The 15,164-nt window shown below is 32.3% G+C and carries 14 protein-coding genes, 1 riboswitch and 1 other annotated feature; of the genes, 11 read left to right on the top strand and 3 right to left on the bottom strand.

All coding sequences use genetic code 11. From position 1 onward, the window contains the following. The first annotated feature begins 76 nt into the window (after nt 1-76). The 5 genes from ACREV6_RS08080 to truA all read left to right on the top strand — a co-directional run bounded on the left by ACREV6_RS08080 (nt 77) and on the right by truA (nt 6,517). Complete coding sequence (locus tag ACREV6_RS08080) at nt 77-1,075, top strand: LacI family DNA-binding transcriptional regulator (protein WP_431577501.1); 999 nt, start codon at nt 77-79, stop codon at nt 1,073-1,075. Nucleotides 1,076-1,194: 119 nt separating this feature from the next. Continuing rightward, the gene (gene pulA / locus ACREV6_RS08075; RefSeq protein ID WP_431577500.1) at nt 1,195-3,084 is read left to right on the top strand and encodes a type I pullulanase; all 1,890 of its coding nucleotides are present in this window, start codon (nt 1,195-1,197) and stop codon (nt 3,082-3,084) included. Between the two features lie 80 nt (nt 3,085-3,164). Beyond that, nucleotides 3,165-3,836, top strand: coding sequence for a helix-turn-helix domain-containing protein (locus ACREV6_RS08070; protein ID WP_431577499.1), 672 nt, complete (start codon nt 3,165-3,167; stop codon nt 3,834-3,836). Between the two features lie 36 nt (nt 3,837-3,872). Next, on the top strand, nt 3,873-5,606 hold the full coding sequence (locus tag ACREV6_RS08065; RefSeq protein ID WP_431577498.1) for a glycoside hydrolase family 13 protein: 1,734 nt from the start codon (nt 3,873-3,875) through the stop codon (nt 5,604-5,606). A 173-nt stretch (nt 5,607-5,779) separates the two neighbouring features. Further along, nucleotides 5,780-6,517, top strand: coding sequence for a tRNA pseudouridine(38-40) synthase TruA (gene truA / locus ACREV6_RS08060; protein ID WP_431577497.1), 738 nt, complete (start codon nt 5,780-5,782; stop codon nt 6,515-6,517). A 507-nt stretch (nt 6,518-7,024) separates the two neighbouring features. Here the strand turns inward: truA and ACREV6_RS08055 are convergent. Together ACREV6_RS08055 and ACREV6_RS08050 are read right to left on the bottom strand one after the other, a co-directional pair. Further along, nucleotides 7,025-8,137: a DUF362 domain-containing protein gene (locus tag ACREV6_RS08055; RefSeq protein ID WP_431577496.1), complete on the bottom strand. Its 1,113-nt coding sequence runs from the start codon at nt 8,135-8,137 to the stop codon at nt 7,025-7,027. Nucleotides 8,138-8,240: 103 nt separating this feature from the next. Beyond that, the gene (locus tag ACREV6_RS08050; protein ID WP_503417271.1) at nt 8,241-8,600 is read right to left on the bottom strand and encodes a DUF5658 family protein; all 360 of its coding nucleotides are present in this window, start codon (nt 8,598-8,600) and stop codon (nt 8,241-8,243) included. Between the two features lie 180 nt (nt 8,601-8,780). Here ACREV6_RS08050 and ACREV6_RS08040 point away from each other — a divergent pair, with 180 nt between their 5' ends. Both ACREV6_RS08040 and hypB read left to right on the top strand, forming a co-directional pair. Beyond that, nucleotides 8,781-9,119, top strand: coding sequence for a hydrogenase maturation nickel metallochaperone HypA/HybF (locus ACREV6_RS08040; protein WP_431577495.1), 339 nt, complete (start codon nt 8,781-8,783; stop codon nt 9,117-9,119). Between the two features lie 17 nt (nt 9,120-9,136). Next, nucleotides 9,137-9,796, top strand: a complete 660-nt coding sequence (gene hypB, locus ACREV6_RS08035) for a hydrogenase nickel incorporation protein HypB (protein ID WP_431577494.1) — start codon at nt 9,137-9,139, stop codon at nt 9,794-9,796. Between the two features lie 86 nt (nt 9,797-9,882). Here the strand turns inward: hypB and ACREV6_RS08030 are convergent, their stop codons facing one another. Next, entirely contained in the window at nt 9,883-10,983 is a 1,101-nt protein-coding gene (locus ACREV6_RS08030) for a PRK06851 family protein (protein WP_431577493.1), read from the bottom strand. 206 nt (nt 10,984-11,189) lie between these two features. Then, nucleotides 11,190-11,421, top strand: a binding site (T-box leader). 125 nt (nt 11,422-11,546) lie between these two features. Between ACREV6_RS08030 and ACREV6_RS08025 the strand changes: the two genes are divergently transcribed. The 4 genes from ACREV6_RS08025 to ACREV6_RS08010 all read left to right on the top strand — a co-directional run bounded on the left by ACREV6_RS08025 (nt 11,547) and on the right by ACREV6_RS08010 (nt 15,111). Beyond that, on the top strand, nt 11,547-12,191 hold the full coding sequence (locus tag ACREV6_RS08025) for a class I SAM-dependent methyltransferase (protein ID WP_431577492.1): 645 nt from the start codon (nt 11,547-11,549) through the stop codon (nt 12,189-12,191). Continuing rightward, nucleotides 12,181-12,678: an S-ribosylhomocysteine lyase gene (locus tag ACREV6_RS08020; protein WP_431577491.1), complete on the top strand. Its 498-nt coding sequence runs from the start codon at nt 12,181-12,183 to the stop codon at nt 12,676-12,678. Before ACREV6_RS08025 ends, ACREV6_RS08020 begins: the two co-directional genes overlap by 11 nt. Further along, complete coding sequence (locus ACREV6_RS08015) at nt 12,662-13,573, top strand: PLP-dependent cysteine synthase family protein (RefSeq protein ID WP_431577490.1); 912 nt, start codon at nt 12,662-12,664, stop codon at nt 13,571-13,573. Before ACREV6_RS08020 ends, ACREV6_RS08015 begins: the two co-directional genes overlap by 17 nt. Nucleotides 13,574-13,629: 56 nt before the next feature. After that, nucleotides 13,630-13,801, top strand: a riboswitch (Lysine riboswitch). 197 nt (nt 13,802-13,998) lie between these two features. Further along, a complete protein-coding gene (locus ACREV6_RS08010) occupies nt 13,999-15,111 on the top strand; it encodes an aspartate kinase (RefSeq protein WP_431577489.1) in 1,113 nt (370 codons plus the stop codon). Nucleotides 15,112-15,164 lie beyond the last annotated feature (53 nt).

Genomic DNA, 15,164 nt, shown 5'->3' with positions numbered 1-15,164 from the left:
AAGCTGGACTTGCAGAAATCAAGTCTCACAATATAATTAGCATAAATATTTTTAGAAAGTAGGAAGTGAAGTTTTCATGTCGATAACTATAAGAGAAGTAGCAAAGCTAGCAAAGGTATCACCCTCAACAGTTTCAAGAGTTATTGCGGATAATCCTACAATTAGTGATGCAACAAAGAAAAAAGTTTATAAAGCAATGAAGGAAATTAAATATCATCCTAATGCAATAGCTAGGAGCTTAGTTAGTAAAACAACCAAAACTATAGGACTTATTTTACCTAGCACTGATGAAGATTTATTTGTTAATCCATTTTTTATTCAAATTATGAGGGGCATAAGCCATTATGCTCAAAAAAAGGGATATTATATTATGTATGCCTACAGTAGTAATGAAGATCAAGAAGTAGAGTATATAGCAAGTTTAATAAATAGTGGAAGAGTTGACGGCATTATTTTGCCTTTTGTAAAAAAGGATGACAAATGCATCGCTTATTTAAAGGAAGCGGATTATCCTTTCGTAGTAATAGGCAAACCAGAAGATACAGAAGGACTTTTATGGGTTGATAATGATAACTTTCATGCCATGTATAGTGTTGTTAATTATCTTATACAAAAGGGTGAGAGAAAAATTGCATTTATAGGAGGACCAGCTACGCTTAATGTAACTATAAATAGGTTAGAAGGTTACAAAAAAGCTATGGAAAATATTGGAGTAAAAGTAGAAGAAAATATGGTACAAGTAGCAGAGTTTGCAGAAATTAGTGGTTATGATGCTATGAAAAGAATTTTAGATAAATCCAGCCCTACAGCGGTTGTCACTACTGACGACTTAATTGCATTTGGTGCATCAAAAGCTATAAGCGAAATGTCCAAAACACCTATTTCAATTGTTGGGTTTAATAATACACCATTAACTGCTTACAGAAATCCTACACTATCTTCAGTGGATATTAATTCTGAAGAATTAGGTTATTTTGCAGTTAAGCTATTAATAAACAAATTGGAAAATGAGAAAGAATATATAACCAATTATATTATTGATACAAAATTAATTGAAAGAGAGTCAACTAAATAACTCTAGATTTCTAGGGTTATTTTTGGTTATTAATTACATATTATAAATAAAATACATTTTAACAAATATTTATTTTAAAGGTGATCTATTTCATAAAGACTTTAAGGAGAGATTTAATAATGAAAAAAATATTAGAAAATCAAAAAATACCATATGATGAGAATGATTTAGGCGCAGTTTATACACCTCTTTATACAACATTTAAAGTTTGGGCACCTACAGTAGAAAAAATCGCAGTAATAGTTTATGAAAATTTCAAAGATGACTTAAAACAAAAATACCTTATGACAAAAGGTGATGCGGGCGTTTGGGAGCTTAAACTTCAGGGGGATTTTAAAAATAAGTATTATAATTATTTAGTAACAAATGCTGGGGTAGAAAAAGAAACACCAGATTTATATGCTAAGGGATCCAATGCTAATGGTGAAAGGGGTATGATTGTTGATTTCAATTCTATAAACCCCGTTAATTGGGAATCTCATAAAAGACCTTTACCTATTAATAGAACCGAGGCAATAATATATGAAATGCATGTTAGAGATTTTTCAGTTTCAAAGGACTCTGGGATTGAACATAAAGGAAAATATTTGGGATTTACTGAAAGAAACACAAAAACTTCTGAGGGGGTAGTTACTGGGCTGGACCACCTTAAAGATTTAGGAATAACTCATGTTCAATTATTACCTGTTTATGATTTTGCAAGTGTTGATGAAACTAAATGTGAATATAATTGGGGTTATGATCCTTATTTATATAATGTTCCAGAGGGTTCTTATGCTACAGATCCGAATGATGGTTGTGTACGAATTAGAGAATTTAAAACTATGATTCAATCTTTACATGAAAATGGTATAAGTGTAGTCATGGATGTTGTCTACAATCACACTTATACTATAGAAAATTCACCAATGGACATTTTGGTTCCTGGATATTATTATAGAAGGGATGAGAACGGCAACTATACTAATGGTTCAGGTTGTGGGAATGAAACAGCTTCAGAGAAGCCGATGATGACAAAATTTATAGTAGATAGCATTAAGTTCTGGGCTGAGGAATATAAGATAGATGGGTTTAGATTTGATTTAATGGCTCTTCATGATATAGATACAATGAAAGAAGTTGTGATGCAAGCGAAAATTATTAATCCGAATATTATTATCTATGGTGAACCATGGAACGGTGGATATTCTTCATTAGAGCTATCTAAACGAGTAACAAAAGGAAGTCAAAAGGGTATGCAAGTAGCTGTATTTAATGACGATATGAGGAATGTAATAAAAGGGGATAATGACGGTAACCAAGTAGGCTTTGTAAATGGTGGATTAGGCTTTGAAATAGAAATTAAAAAGGGCATTGTTGGTAGCATTAATTATAACAAGGAAATATATGGTTTCACACAAGAGCCTGGTGAAAGCATAAACTATGTAAGTGCTCATGATAATTTATGCTTATTTGATAAATTTGAAAAAAGCAATCCTAATAACACTCCTTTGGAAAGAGAAAAAATGAGTAGATTGGCATTGTCAATAATTCTGACATCTCAAGGAGTTCCATTTATTCAAGGAGGAACAGAAATACTAAGGACAAAACAAGGGAATCATAATAGCTATAATTCTGGTGACTTTATTAATGAAATAGGATGGAGTAGAAAAACTGAATACATGGAAACTTATGAGTATATTAAGGGTTTAATTGCTTTAAGAAAAAGCCAAAAGGTTATGACTTTAGATAATGATAAGTCAGTAAGAAAATCATTGATATTTCTTGAATCGCCTTGTAATTCTGTAGCTTATGAATTAACTTCCATATATAAAGCGGATTACAGTAAATTAATTATAATCCATAATTCTAACTGTGAAGTGATAAAAGTAACTTTACCGGATGATAATGAGTGGAAAATTTTAGCCAATGAATATGAGGTTAATAAAATGGGTGTAAGTAAAGGGCCTAAAATTTCTATTAATGAGGTAAGTGTAGCTGATCTTTCTACTTGTATATTATGTAGGTAATAACAAAAAGACGACGTAAAGGTTGTCTTTTTAATATTGCAGCATCTAAAAGGTGATGATTAAAATAGTGAGGTGAAAACATGCTAGAGACCTTTGAATCTGATATTTATATTTTTAATAATGATATATCCTTTTTGATCGAATCAAAAAATATACCAAAAGTATTAGGCACCCTAAAAGAAAAACATATCCAGGAAAAAGAAAATGGACACTCCATTAATAATAAAAAAAATGATTTAATTATATGGAATGCCATATACACAAAGGAAATTATAAAAAATGGTGTATCAAAAAGCGCTCTGCATCCACTATATAATAAATTCTATGATAAAATCCAAGGTATTACTGATTTAACTGAGTTACAAGCTTTAGAAATTAGTATGGTCACAGCATATTTTAATATTTTAATAAATGATATTGAAGTCACTGATAATTTCATGATTAATAAAATGCTTCAATACATACATGTTAATATCGAAAATCACTCTTCGCTTGATAAGTTGGCTAGAGATTTAAATGTTTCAGTGGGTTATGCAAGCGATTGCTTTAAAAAGAAGATGGGTGTTTCAGTAATGAAATATGTGCAAAAAATAAAAATAGACAGGGCAAAAAATCTATTGCTCAGTACAGATGAAAGTATTTTATATATTGGAATTTTATTGGGGTTTTATGACCAAAGTCATTTCAGCAGAACTTTCAAATCTATAGTGGGGGTTTCTCCAACAGTGTATAGAAATAGGAATTACGCATAAGTCATAAACCTAATAAAATTGAAGAGGGGGATAACGATGGATAAAAAATGGTGGAAAGAAGCAGTGGCATATCAGGCATATGTTAGAAGTTTTAAGGATTCAAATGGTAATGGAATAGGTGACTTAAAAGGGATAATAGAAAAACTAGACTATTTGAAAGACTTAGGAGTAGGTATATTGTATTTAAATCCTATAAATAAATCACCTAATGACGACAATGGATATGATATCAGTGACTTTAGAGACATAATGGATGAATTTGGGACGCTTACGGATTTTCATGAGTTAGTTAAAGGACTTCATTCTAGAAAAATGAAGTTAGTGATGGATTTGGTAATTAATCACACCTCTGATGAGCATCCTTGGTTTCAAATGAGTAGAAAGAGTAAAGACAATCATTATAGAGATTATTACATTTGGAATAAAGGTACAAATGGCAACCCTCCAAACAATTGGGGATCTTTTTTTGGAGGTAGCGCTTGGGAATATGATGAGATATCAGAAGAATATTATCTTCATATTTTTTCTAAAAAACAACCAGATTTAAATTGGAAAAATGAAAAATTAAGAGAAGAAATAAAACACATGATAAAGTACTGGATGGAAAAAGGTGTAGATGGCTTTAGAATGGATGCTATTAATCATCTCGGAAAAGATCATTCCTTTCCTGATGGAATAATAGAAGAAGGTCATGTATATGGCAATTGCATAGAATATATACAAAATCTACCAGAGGTTCATGATTATTTAAAAGAATTAAGAAAAGATGTATTTAATACTGGGTATCATGTAGTAATTGGTGAAACTGGTGGAGTAAATTATAAAAATGCCCATGTTTATACGGGCAAAGATAAAGGTGAATTAGATTTTACTTTTCATTTTGATATGCATAGTGTAGGCAAAGGGGAAACCGATTGGGAAAGGCAACCTATAAACTTAATAAAAGATATAAAGGAAAATATGAGTGGATGGCAAGTAAAGCCTGAAGAAGAAGGTTGGTGTCCTTTATTTTACTCGAACCATGACACTACAAGGACTATATCAAGACTAGGAGAAGAGAAGAACTACTTAAAAGAATCTGCAAAAATGTTAGCTTGTCTACAACTGACTCAAAAGGGAACTCCATTTATTTATTATGGAGATGAAATAGGAATGACCAATGCCTGGGACTTTAAATTAGAAGATTATAGAGATGTGGCTGTGTTTAATAAACACAAGGATTTAGTTAAGGGTGGGTTAGTAAGTGAAGAAAACTATCTAAAGGGACTACGCTATATGTCACGGGATAACTCAAGAACACCAATGCAGTGGAATAATAGTGAAAATGCAGGGTTTACTACTGGTAACCCCTGGATAAAAGTTAATTCAAACTATAGAAAAATTAATGTGGAGGAACAACTAGAAGACCCAAATTCAATACTAAACTATTATAAAAAATTGATAGCTTTAAGAAAGAATAGATCTGTACTGGTATATGGTAGCTTTGAGGAGATTAATAGAGAACATGAGGAGATATATGCATATCTAAGACAATTAGAGGGGGAGATTGTCTTAATCATAGTTAATTTCTTTGGAAATGAACCAATATTTGAATTTCCTCAGCATATCCATTATGAAAAGGCTAAACTATTGCTATCAAACTATGTGGTGGAAGGTTGCGATGCTAGTGTGAATATAAAATTAAGACCTTATGAAACACGGGTATATGAAATTTCTCCTGCCTGCCTTGCAACCGAACTCAAAACAAGAAATTCCATTAAGAAATTCTAATCTTTTGCGAATATAAATTTCATATGCCTACATGCTTTCATCTTCAACATTATAAAATCTTGGAGTTTATCTGAAATGTAATAGCTTTATTTTAATAGGAAAGATATAATTAAAGTGTTCATTGGGTAAAATTAAATTATGAATAATCAAATAAGTTAAAGGCGGATATATATATGAAAAATTTAAAGATGATACTAGAATATGATGGAAGTAGATATAAAGGATGGCAAAAACAAGAAGATAATGATTTAACGGTTGCAGGTAAAATTCAAAGTGTATTATCTAAGATGGCGGGAGAGACTATTGAACTTTCAGGTTGTGCGCGAACGGATGTAGGGGTACATGCTGAAAATTATATGGCAAACTTTCATACTAATTGTGATTTAAGTATTGATGAAATGCTTGATTATCTATATGAGTTTTTACCAGAAGATATAGCAGTGAAATCTATGGTAGAAGCAAGTGAAAGATTTCATGTGGCATATAACATAAGATCAATTACTTATGTGTATAAAATAAATAATAATGAATTAAGAAATGTATTTAACAGAAAATATGTTTATCATAGTGAGGTAAAACTTAATTTAGATGAAATGAGAATTGCAGCAAAATCTTTAGTTGGAACTCATGACTTTCAAGGGTTTGCTACGGTCACATCTGATAATAAATCCACTGTTAGAACTATCAATTATATAGACATAACAGAAAAAAACGGCATGATAGAAATAGAAATTAATGGAAATGATTTTTTGTGGAATATGGAAAGGATTATTATAGCAAGTCTTATAGACATTGGTGAAGGAAAACTAGAGTTAGAGGATATAGAAACATTGTTAACTGAAGAAACGGAGTCAAAATATAGCTTAATGGCTAAATCAAAAGGGCTATCACTTAGAAATGTTGAATATTAAAATATAAAAGTATGGAAGTTCTCCTGCGAGCCTTGCAATAAGAGCTCGAAACGTGAAATCTCATTAACAAATTCTAATTTTTTGCGAATATAAAATTCTCTGGCGCTCACATTCGCCTTCCTGGCTCAGGTTCGCTAGCTTGCCGTCCTGGCAAGCTCACGAGAATTTTATATTAGCAAAAGAAGAATTTCTAAATGAAATTTCAATGTTATTTCGCTTCTTATTGCAAGTCACTCCGGAGGGATTTCATACTTCCTAAAGGAAAGTTATAATAATTTCCTAAATTTGTATTTTGAAAATAATGTTTATATAAATGAATCTTATTATTAAAAGTTTAAATTATCTATTAAATTAGAAATAACAACTATAATTATACAAAAAATACCTGCATATTTAGTTGACTTATTTTGTTTCTTAATCCCATATATAATTAGACTTATACTGAATAATAATACAAATATTAATGGTACAAATTTCACGATATTCCTTCTTTCTTATGTGCTTTTTTTATTTAACTATTACTAGCTCATATTCGTCAGTGCCAATGCCAATAGCTTTTGCATGGGCTAGACCAACCTTCCAATTTGTATCAGGATGTATATGAGAAAATTTATCTTGGCCTTCATGGTAATGTCTATCTGAAAGCTCAGTTGAATTTAATGCAGTTGCACTGTTAACCATATCAACGCAGGCTTGATCTAAGGCTACTGGATCAAAGGAAGCAGCCATACCTATATCTGGAATAATTGCCACATCGTTTTCTGGAGAACAATCACAATTAGGGGAAACATTCATAATAAAGCTAATATGAAAGTTTGGTTTATCTTTAATAACAGCATAGGTATATTCTGCAATTTTTTCATTAGCACTATCAGCAGATTCATTCCACTTTACTGTTGCGCAGTTAAAACGACATACTGCAACACATTGGCCACAGCCTACGCATTTGTCATAATCTATGGTTGCCTTTTTATTTTCATCAAAGGAAATTGCCTCATGTAGGCAATTTTTAATGCACATTCCACAGCTTACACAGTTATCTTTTTTCATAAAAGGCTTAGATGCAGAATGCATTTCAAGCTTTCCTCCAACGGAACCGCAGCCCATACCTAAATTCTTGAGTGTTCCACCAAAACCGGTCATTTCATGACCTTTGAAGTGAGTCATAGAAATAATTATATCTGAATCGGCAATGGCTGCACCTATTTTAGCAGTTTTGCAATGTTTTTGGTTGATTGGAATTTCTCTATAATCTCCACCCTTTAATCCATCCGCTATTATTACGTTACATCCAACAGACATAGGATTGAAACCATTTTCCATAGCTGATTCAATATGGTCTACAGCATTAGATCTTCTTCCAGCATATAAGGTGTTCGAATCAGTAAGGAATGGCTTACCACCGAGCTCCTTAATAAGTTTAACAATACTGGCAGCATAGTTTGGCCTTATGTATGAAAGGTTACCTGGCTCTCCAAAATGAATTTTTATAGCTACAAATTGATCTTTAAAATCTATATTTTTCATACCTGCATCTACTACAAGTTTTTGAAGCTTATCTAATAGATTACATCCCGGTTTTGTTCTTAAGTTTGTAAAAAATACCTTTGATTTGTTCATTTATTTACCCCCTTGTATAATTTATTTTATACATTTTTATCATTATAACATATGGAAGCAAACTCTTCCAATTGCATTGGGATCACACTCAAGCATATTTTTATTAAATAGGAAATATTATAAATAAACAAAATAACAAAAAGCATATTAAATGAGAAATATTAATTATTATATAAACTCCAGTAATGATATTAAGAATAATGTTAGATTGTTTTAGCTGAGTCTCATTTGCTTTTTTCATTCTAATGCATATGTATAATAATAATACTGCAGGTAGTAAAATTTTCAATATAAAACTAGCAGATGCACTTTGCACTGCATTGATCATTAGGCGGTTTGCCTCCACAAATAAGCCTGTAGACAGGAGTAAAAGAGTAAAGAATATATCTGTTACATTCAGTAGGTATAATACTAAAAGCTTATGTTTTATATTTTCAAATGTATAGTTTTTTATAAAAAACATCAATGTAAGCGCCTCCAATGAAATGCTAGTATATCTTAGTGGAATAAAGAATATATTATTATATATTAGCTAAAGTTTATTTTTATGTGCCTAGTGTTTGCATATAAAAAATAAATATACAGAAGCATAGAGGTAGGAGTAAAAGAGGCTCATAATAATAGTTAAGAAGGTGATAATTATATGCATGAGTATTCTATAGCCTGTGAAATAATACGTATTGCGGAATGTAATGCAAGGGACAATGGTGCATTAAAGGTTTTGAAAATAGGGCTTGTAATAGGGGACTATTCTGGGTTCATAGGGGAATCTATTCAGATGTACTTTGATGAGATTTCAGTGGGGTCTCTTTGCGAGGGGGCAATAATAAGTATGAAACATATCCATCCGAGGCTTAAATGCAGAGAATGTCATAAATTCTTTGAAACACGGTCTTTTTCATTCATTTGTAGTTACTGCGGTGGTATTGGACAACCTACGGATATAGGTAAAGAATTTTATGTTGAATATATAGAAGTATAAAATTGAGGAGGTCAAAAATGGATAATAAAAAAATAGATGTGATGGAATCTATTCTGTATCACAATAATATAATTGCAGAAAAAATAAATTATACCCTAAAACAAGCAGGCATATTTGCTATAAATGTAATGGGAGCACCGGGAGCAGGGAAAACTTCCGTTATAATTTCTATGATAAAAGAACTTAATGATTTAAAAGCATATGTGGTGGAAGGGGATATAGAATCAGATATTGACACAAGAATTTTAACCTCACTTGGCATAGATACAATACAAATAAATACACACGGAGCATGTCATCTTGATGCTCCCACTATTTCATCAGTCTTAAAAGAATTCAAGATGGATAATCCAGGAGTTATGTTTATAGAAAACATAGGAAATCTTGTTTGCCCTGCAGAGTTTAACATTGGTGAAGATATTAAAATGCTTATAGTGACGGTTACAGAAGGAAGCGATAAGCCATATAAATATCCTCTTGCTTTTGAAAAGGCTGATATTATTATCATAAACAAATGGGACCTTATACCTTATGTGAATTTTGATGAAGAATACTTTATGTCTGGGGTGAGAGCTCTCAACCCTACCGCATTGGTAGCGAGGGTTTCATCCACAGAAAACACAGGATTTAAGGAAGTCACAGAATGGATAAGGAAAAACACGAAATCACTAAAATAGTAAATCACGTCTTAAAAGGTGGATTAAGTGCATATTAATGTGTATTAACTGCAAAGAGCTGTGTACAAGCACAGCTCTTTTTAAATTTACTTATTATTTAAATAATCATCTTCATATCCATTTATCTTTTTAATAAGCTTTGTCAAAACTTCGTCTACTTTAGAAAAATCCATATTTGGTATAAAGGAAGTTTCAAGTTCGTCATGTAGAGCTTTTGCTTCTTTTATTGTAGTTAAACCTTTGTTTAAAAGTGTGAAAAACTCAGTTGAATCATATTCCATTTCAACTTTGTTTCTCTCAAGGGTACTTAGATTTAAACAGTCTTTCATGTCAATTATAGTACCTGGGATATCTAAATTATTTATTTCATTAGAGGTTAAAATGGCAACATTTAAGTCAGGAATCAGTATATGCTCGATTTTTTCAGGAATAAGGGGTGTGTGGAAAATTTCTATATAGTGTCCACGCCTTAGGGCTTCAGAAGATAAAAATTCCAATATATTTGACTTTCCAGTACCAGGACCACCTTTTAACACATAAATGTTCTTATAATCTGAGCACAAGTTTTCAATGTAGGTGACAATACCATTAGGAGTAAAAGCTGTAGCAAATAAATGCCTATCATAACCTATATTAGAGGGCGAGGTAGTAAATAGTGATTCTTTTAGATTTTCTTTTAGTAGGTTTAGCTTATTAATATTTAAGGCTTCATTATTATAGGTATACCAATCATCATAAACTAATTTAGCTGCTCCAAAAAATCTATAGGCTCTTTTAAAAGTTTTCCCAACTTTTTTATTTATGTCGATTATTTTATGTCGATATTTCTTAAAGCCTTCCTCATCCCAACAATCTCCCATGTTTAGCACTTCATCTACGGCGCCTGGATTTACGGGGTCAACTACATGAGGTGAAGTTCCATCAAGTATTGCTACATTAAGTCTTTTAATAACTAATCCGTCTAATGAGCTATTATCAGAAGAGCAGTGATGGTATTCTATGTCATAGCCTTTCTCATTGAAGTATTTACCAACTTTCTTCATTAAGGAGGATTTACCTGTTCCAGGGCCTCCTTTTATGCATATTATTCTTCTTGCTTCATCCTGTCCTAGTATATACCTGTAGAAGGAATAGAATCCTCTTGAAGTATTGCCACCAGGGAAAATATTTTTAATAGTACCTTGCATAAATATCACACTCCATATTATCATATCAATATATAATATTCACAAGCATAGAGAATGGTGATATAAAAAACGTGTTGATATAATTTAGACACCGCCTAAGTTAGAAGGATATATAAATTAACAATTGAAAATAAGTTGAAAACTAGGGTTGACAAAAATAAAATATGGCATATAATAAAAACATAACTATTCCTATATGAATACTAATATATACAATGAAAAAGGAAAGTAATATGTTGCACGGGTACAGAGAGGAAGCGCTGCTGAGAAGCTTCTACCGAAAGATATATGAAGTGCCCTTTGGAGTATGGACCCGAAATTATAGTAGGGGACTACGGGCTCGCCCGTTAAAGCGATAAAGCATTTTGTGCTTGAAATTAAGTGAGATTTTATATCTAATTAGGGTGGGACCGCGAAGTTTATAGCTTCGTCTCTATAAAAGGAGACGGGCTTTTTTGACGTCAAAAATATATCTGTATTTTTGAAAAAGGTCTTAGCCACAACACTATTTTTTTAGTATGTTATGCAAAGATTAAACATAAAAACTAAATGGAGGCGATGTTATGGGTTCGTTAGATTATTTTAACGAGATAGCTAAAAGTTGGAATGTAATAAGAAGTGAATATTTTGAGGAAAGGTTAAAGTATGAGGTATTATCTAAAGTAAATATAAAAGATAAAGTAGTGGCCGACCTTGGATGCGGCACTGGATTTTTATCCTTGGCACTGGCCTTAGAAGCAAGTATTGTATTTTCTATAGATCAATCTATAAATATGCTTAGAGAATCTAAAAAATTAATGGAAACTAAAAAATTCAACAATGTATATCCAATAAAATCATCCATAGACAACTTGGTTTTGTTTGATGAATCTGTAGATGTGGTCTTTATTAATATGGCTCTTCATCATGTGAAGGATGCTAAAAAAGCAATTGAAGAGATGCATAGAATAATTAAAAAAGATGGGACTTTAATAATATCAGATGTACTAGAGCACAATGGACAGTGGGCAAAGGATGAGATGTTTGACGAATGGCTTGGTTTTTCAAATCAGCAGTTGGAACAGTGGTTATACGAAGCTGGGTTTGACATAGTGAATATTGAAAATACAAATTTAAAATGCAAAGGATATTCTAGTAAAGGTGAATTTACTGAAACAGGAATTTTCATTGCAGTAGCAAATAAGGGAGGACTAAATTATGAAATTTAATACATTATTAACTGAGGACATGATACCTAAGGAAAATGTGAAAGTTGAAAGCTTTTCATTAGATCACACAAAGGTAAAAGCACCTTTTGTAAGAAAATGTGAGGTGAAGATAGGTGAAAAGGGTGATATAGTAACAAAGTTTGATTTAAGATTTATGCAACCAAATGAAGAATTTATGGATATAGCGGCTATCCATACCTTAGAGCATTTGCTTGCTGGATATATGAGAGAAGTAATGGAAGGAATTATAGATATTTCACCTATGGGATGTAGAACAGGATTTTATATGATTACATGGAATGATGTGAGTGTGGATAAGGTTATAGAAACTTTAAATTATGGACTTACAAAGGTAATAGAGTCAAAGGAGATACCAGCAGCCAATAAATTTCAATGTGGAAATTATAAAGATCATTCATTAGAAGGTGCAAAAGAGTATGCAAAATTAGTTCTAAATAGAGGTGTTAGCAGTGAAATATATAAATAGTATATTAGATATTATAGGAAATACACCACTTATTAAATTAAACAATTTGGGCGTAAAAGAAGGCGTAAATATCTTCGCAAAACTAGAGGGGGAGAACCCCGGTGGTAGTGTTAAAGATAGAGTTGGAGTTTACATGATAAAAGATGCAGAAGATAATGGTATCTTAAAGGCTGGATATACTATTGTTGAAGCTACTGCAGGAAATACTGGCATAGGAGTTGCACTTGCAGCCTTAAATAAAAAGTACAAAGTAATATTTGTGGTTCCAGAAAAGTTTTCTGTAGAAAAGCAAACCTTGATGAGAGCATTAGGAGCAACTATTATTAATACACCGAGGGAAGACGGAATGCTCGGTGCTATTGCGAAAGCAAAAGAACTGCTTAATGAAATTCCTAATTCTATTTCACTCCAGCAGTTCGAAAATGATGCTAACCCAAAGGCTCATTATGAGACTACAGGACCAGAAATATATGATGCCTTAGAAGGTGAAATTGATTATTTTGTAGCAGGAGCAGGAAGTGGTGGTACTTTTAGTGGTGTTATGAAATATTTAAAGGAAATGAATAAAAATACACAAGGTATACTAGTGGATCCTTATGGTTCAACTCTTGGTGGTGGAGAAGAGTTTTGTTATGATATAGAAGGAATAGGAAACAATTTTGTGCCAGGCACCATGGATATGGATTTAGTGGAGGGCATTACAAAAGTATCTGATGAGGAAGCTAAAAGTATGCTAAACCTAATTGCGGTAAAAGAAGGGCTGTTTGTCGGTAGCTCTTCGGGGGCTGCATTAGTAGCAGCAGTAAAACTTGGAAAAACCATTAAAAATGGGAACATTGTTGTGATACTGCCCGATAGAGGAGATAGATATTTTAGTAAGAACATTTATAATTAATACTTGTGCTTATAAACATACTGTGATAAACTAGGAACAAATTTAAAAAGTAAACTACCTAGGGTAGAGGTGCTGTATCTAAAAGTACTTGTTCGGAGCTGACAGGCGAGGATGAATAAGGAAAGGAGCTATAGCCGAAGAAGATATATTTTGTGAAAATATTTTCTGGTTTTACATATAATATGTGTAAAATTGTCACTGATTTTTCAGTGGAGAACTACAAGGTACACAAGGTTTGTATAAAAACATGTATTTTTATGCAGCAAAGGTGTTCCTTTGCTGCATTTATTTTTTTTGAAACAATATCTTAATGTTTCTGGAGGTAATTTTTAAAATTTTACTACTTTATTTAACATTGTATAAAATAGGTGAAATCAATCAGTGCACAAGCAAGTACACTAGATATAAAGGGGAATGATTGAATTATGGCAGTAGTTGTTCAAAAATATGGTGGGTCTTCTGTAGGCACTACAGAGAAAATTAAAGGGATTGCACAAAGTATAGTAAAAAGAAAAAATGAAGACACAGATTTAGTTATAGTTGTATCTGCTATGGGAAAAACTACAGATGATTTAATAGCCCTATCAAAAGGTATAACTCAGCAGCCAGATAAGAGGGAACTCGACGCTATATTATCAACAGGAGAAATAATTTCAAGTGCCCTACTCGCCATGGCAATTAAGGCTTTGGGGTATGAGTCTATAAGCTATACTGCACACCAAATTGGCATTCAAACTAGTGGACAATATGGTAAAGCATTAATTAAGGATATAAATGATAAGAAAATTAAAAAAAGTATAAAAGAAGGTAAAATTGTAATAGTTGCTGGATTCCAAGGAATAAATGGAGAGGGTGATATTACCACTTTAGGTAGAGGCGGTTCTGATACCACAGCTGTAGCCTTGGCAGTGAAGCTGGAGGGCAGCTGTGAAATATATACGGATGTGGCTGGAATATATAGTGTAGACCCTAGGGCATATGGAGAGGCTAAGAAATTGGATGAAATAGAATATGAAGAGATGCTGGAGCTAGCGAGTTTGGGAGCCCAAGTAATGCATTCAAGATCTATAGAGCTTGCTCAAAAATATGGGATACCTATATATGTAGGACTCAGTAATAGTGATATTAAGGGAACTGTAATTAGGGAGGTTAAAAATATGAATATGGAAAGTAAACCAGTAACAGGAATAGCAACTAGTGATGAGGATGTGGCAGTAACTCTTCAACGTATACCTAAAGATGTGAATATATTGTCCACTATATTTGAAGCTATAGGAAGCAGGCGAATAAATATAGATATGATAAGTCAAACATCTCCTATAGATGGAACCGTAAATGTGTCCTTTACAATTCCTAAAGAAAGTTTAAAGGATAGTTTGGAAATTATAGAAAATATAATAATGGACAATAAAGTTATAGTAGACGCGGACATAACTAAATTTTCGATGGTAGGACTTGGAATGAAGACGACTGTGCGCCACGAAAGCGTGGTAAGCAACTCGCAAGAGTGGCTTAATATAGCTGTGCTATACAGATGATGGAGGAGGGCCCTCCGAAATCGCCATGCAGGTGGAGATTTCAAACTACCTTA

The sequence above is a fragment of the Clostridium sp. genome (genome assembly GCF_050717515.1).
GTDB lineage: Bacteria > Bacillota > Clostridia > Clostridiales > Clostridiaceae > Clostridium_AD.
The sequence above is the reverse complement of the archived record's forward strand: the minus strand, read 5'-3'. Positions and strand labels throughout refer to the sequence as shown.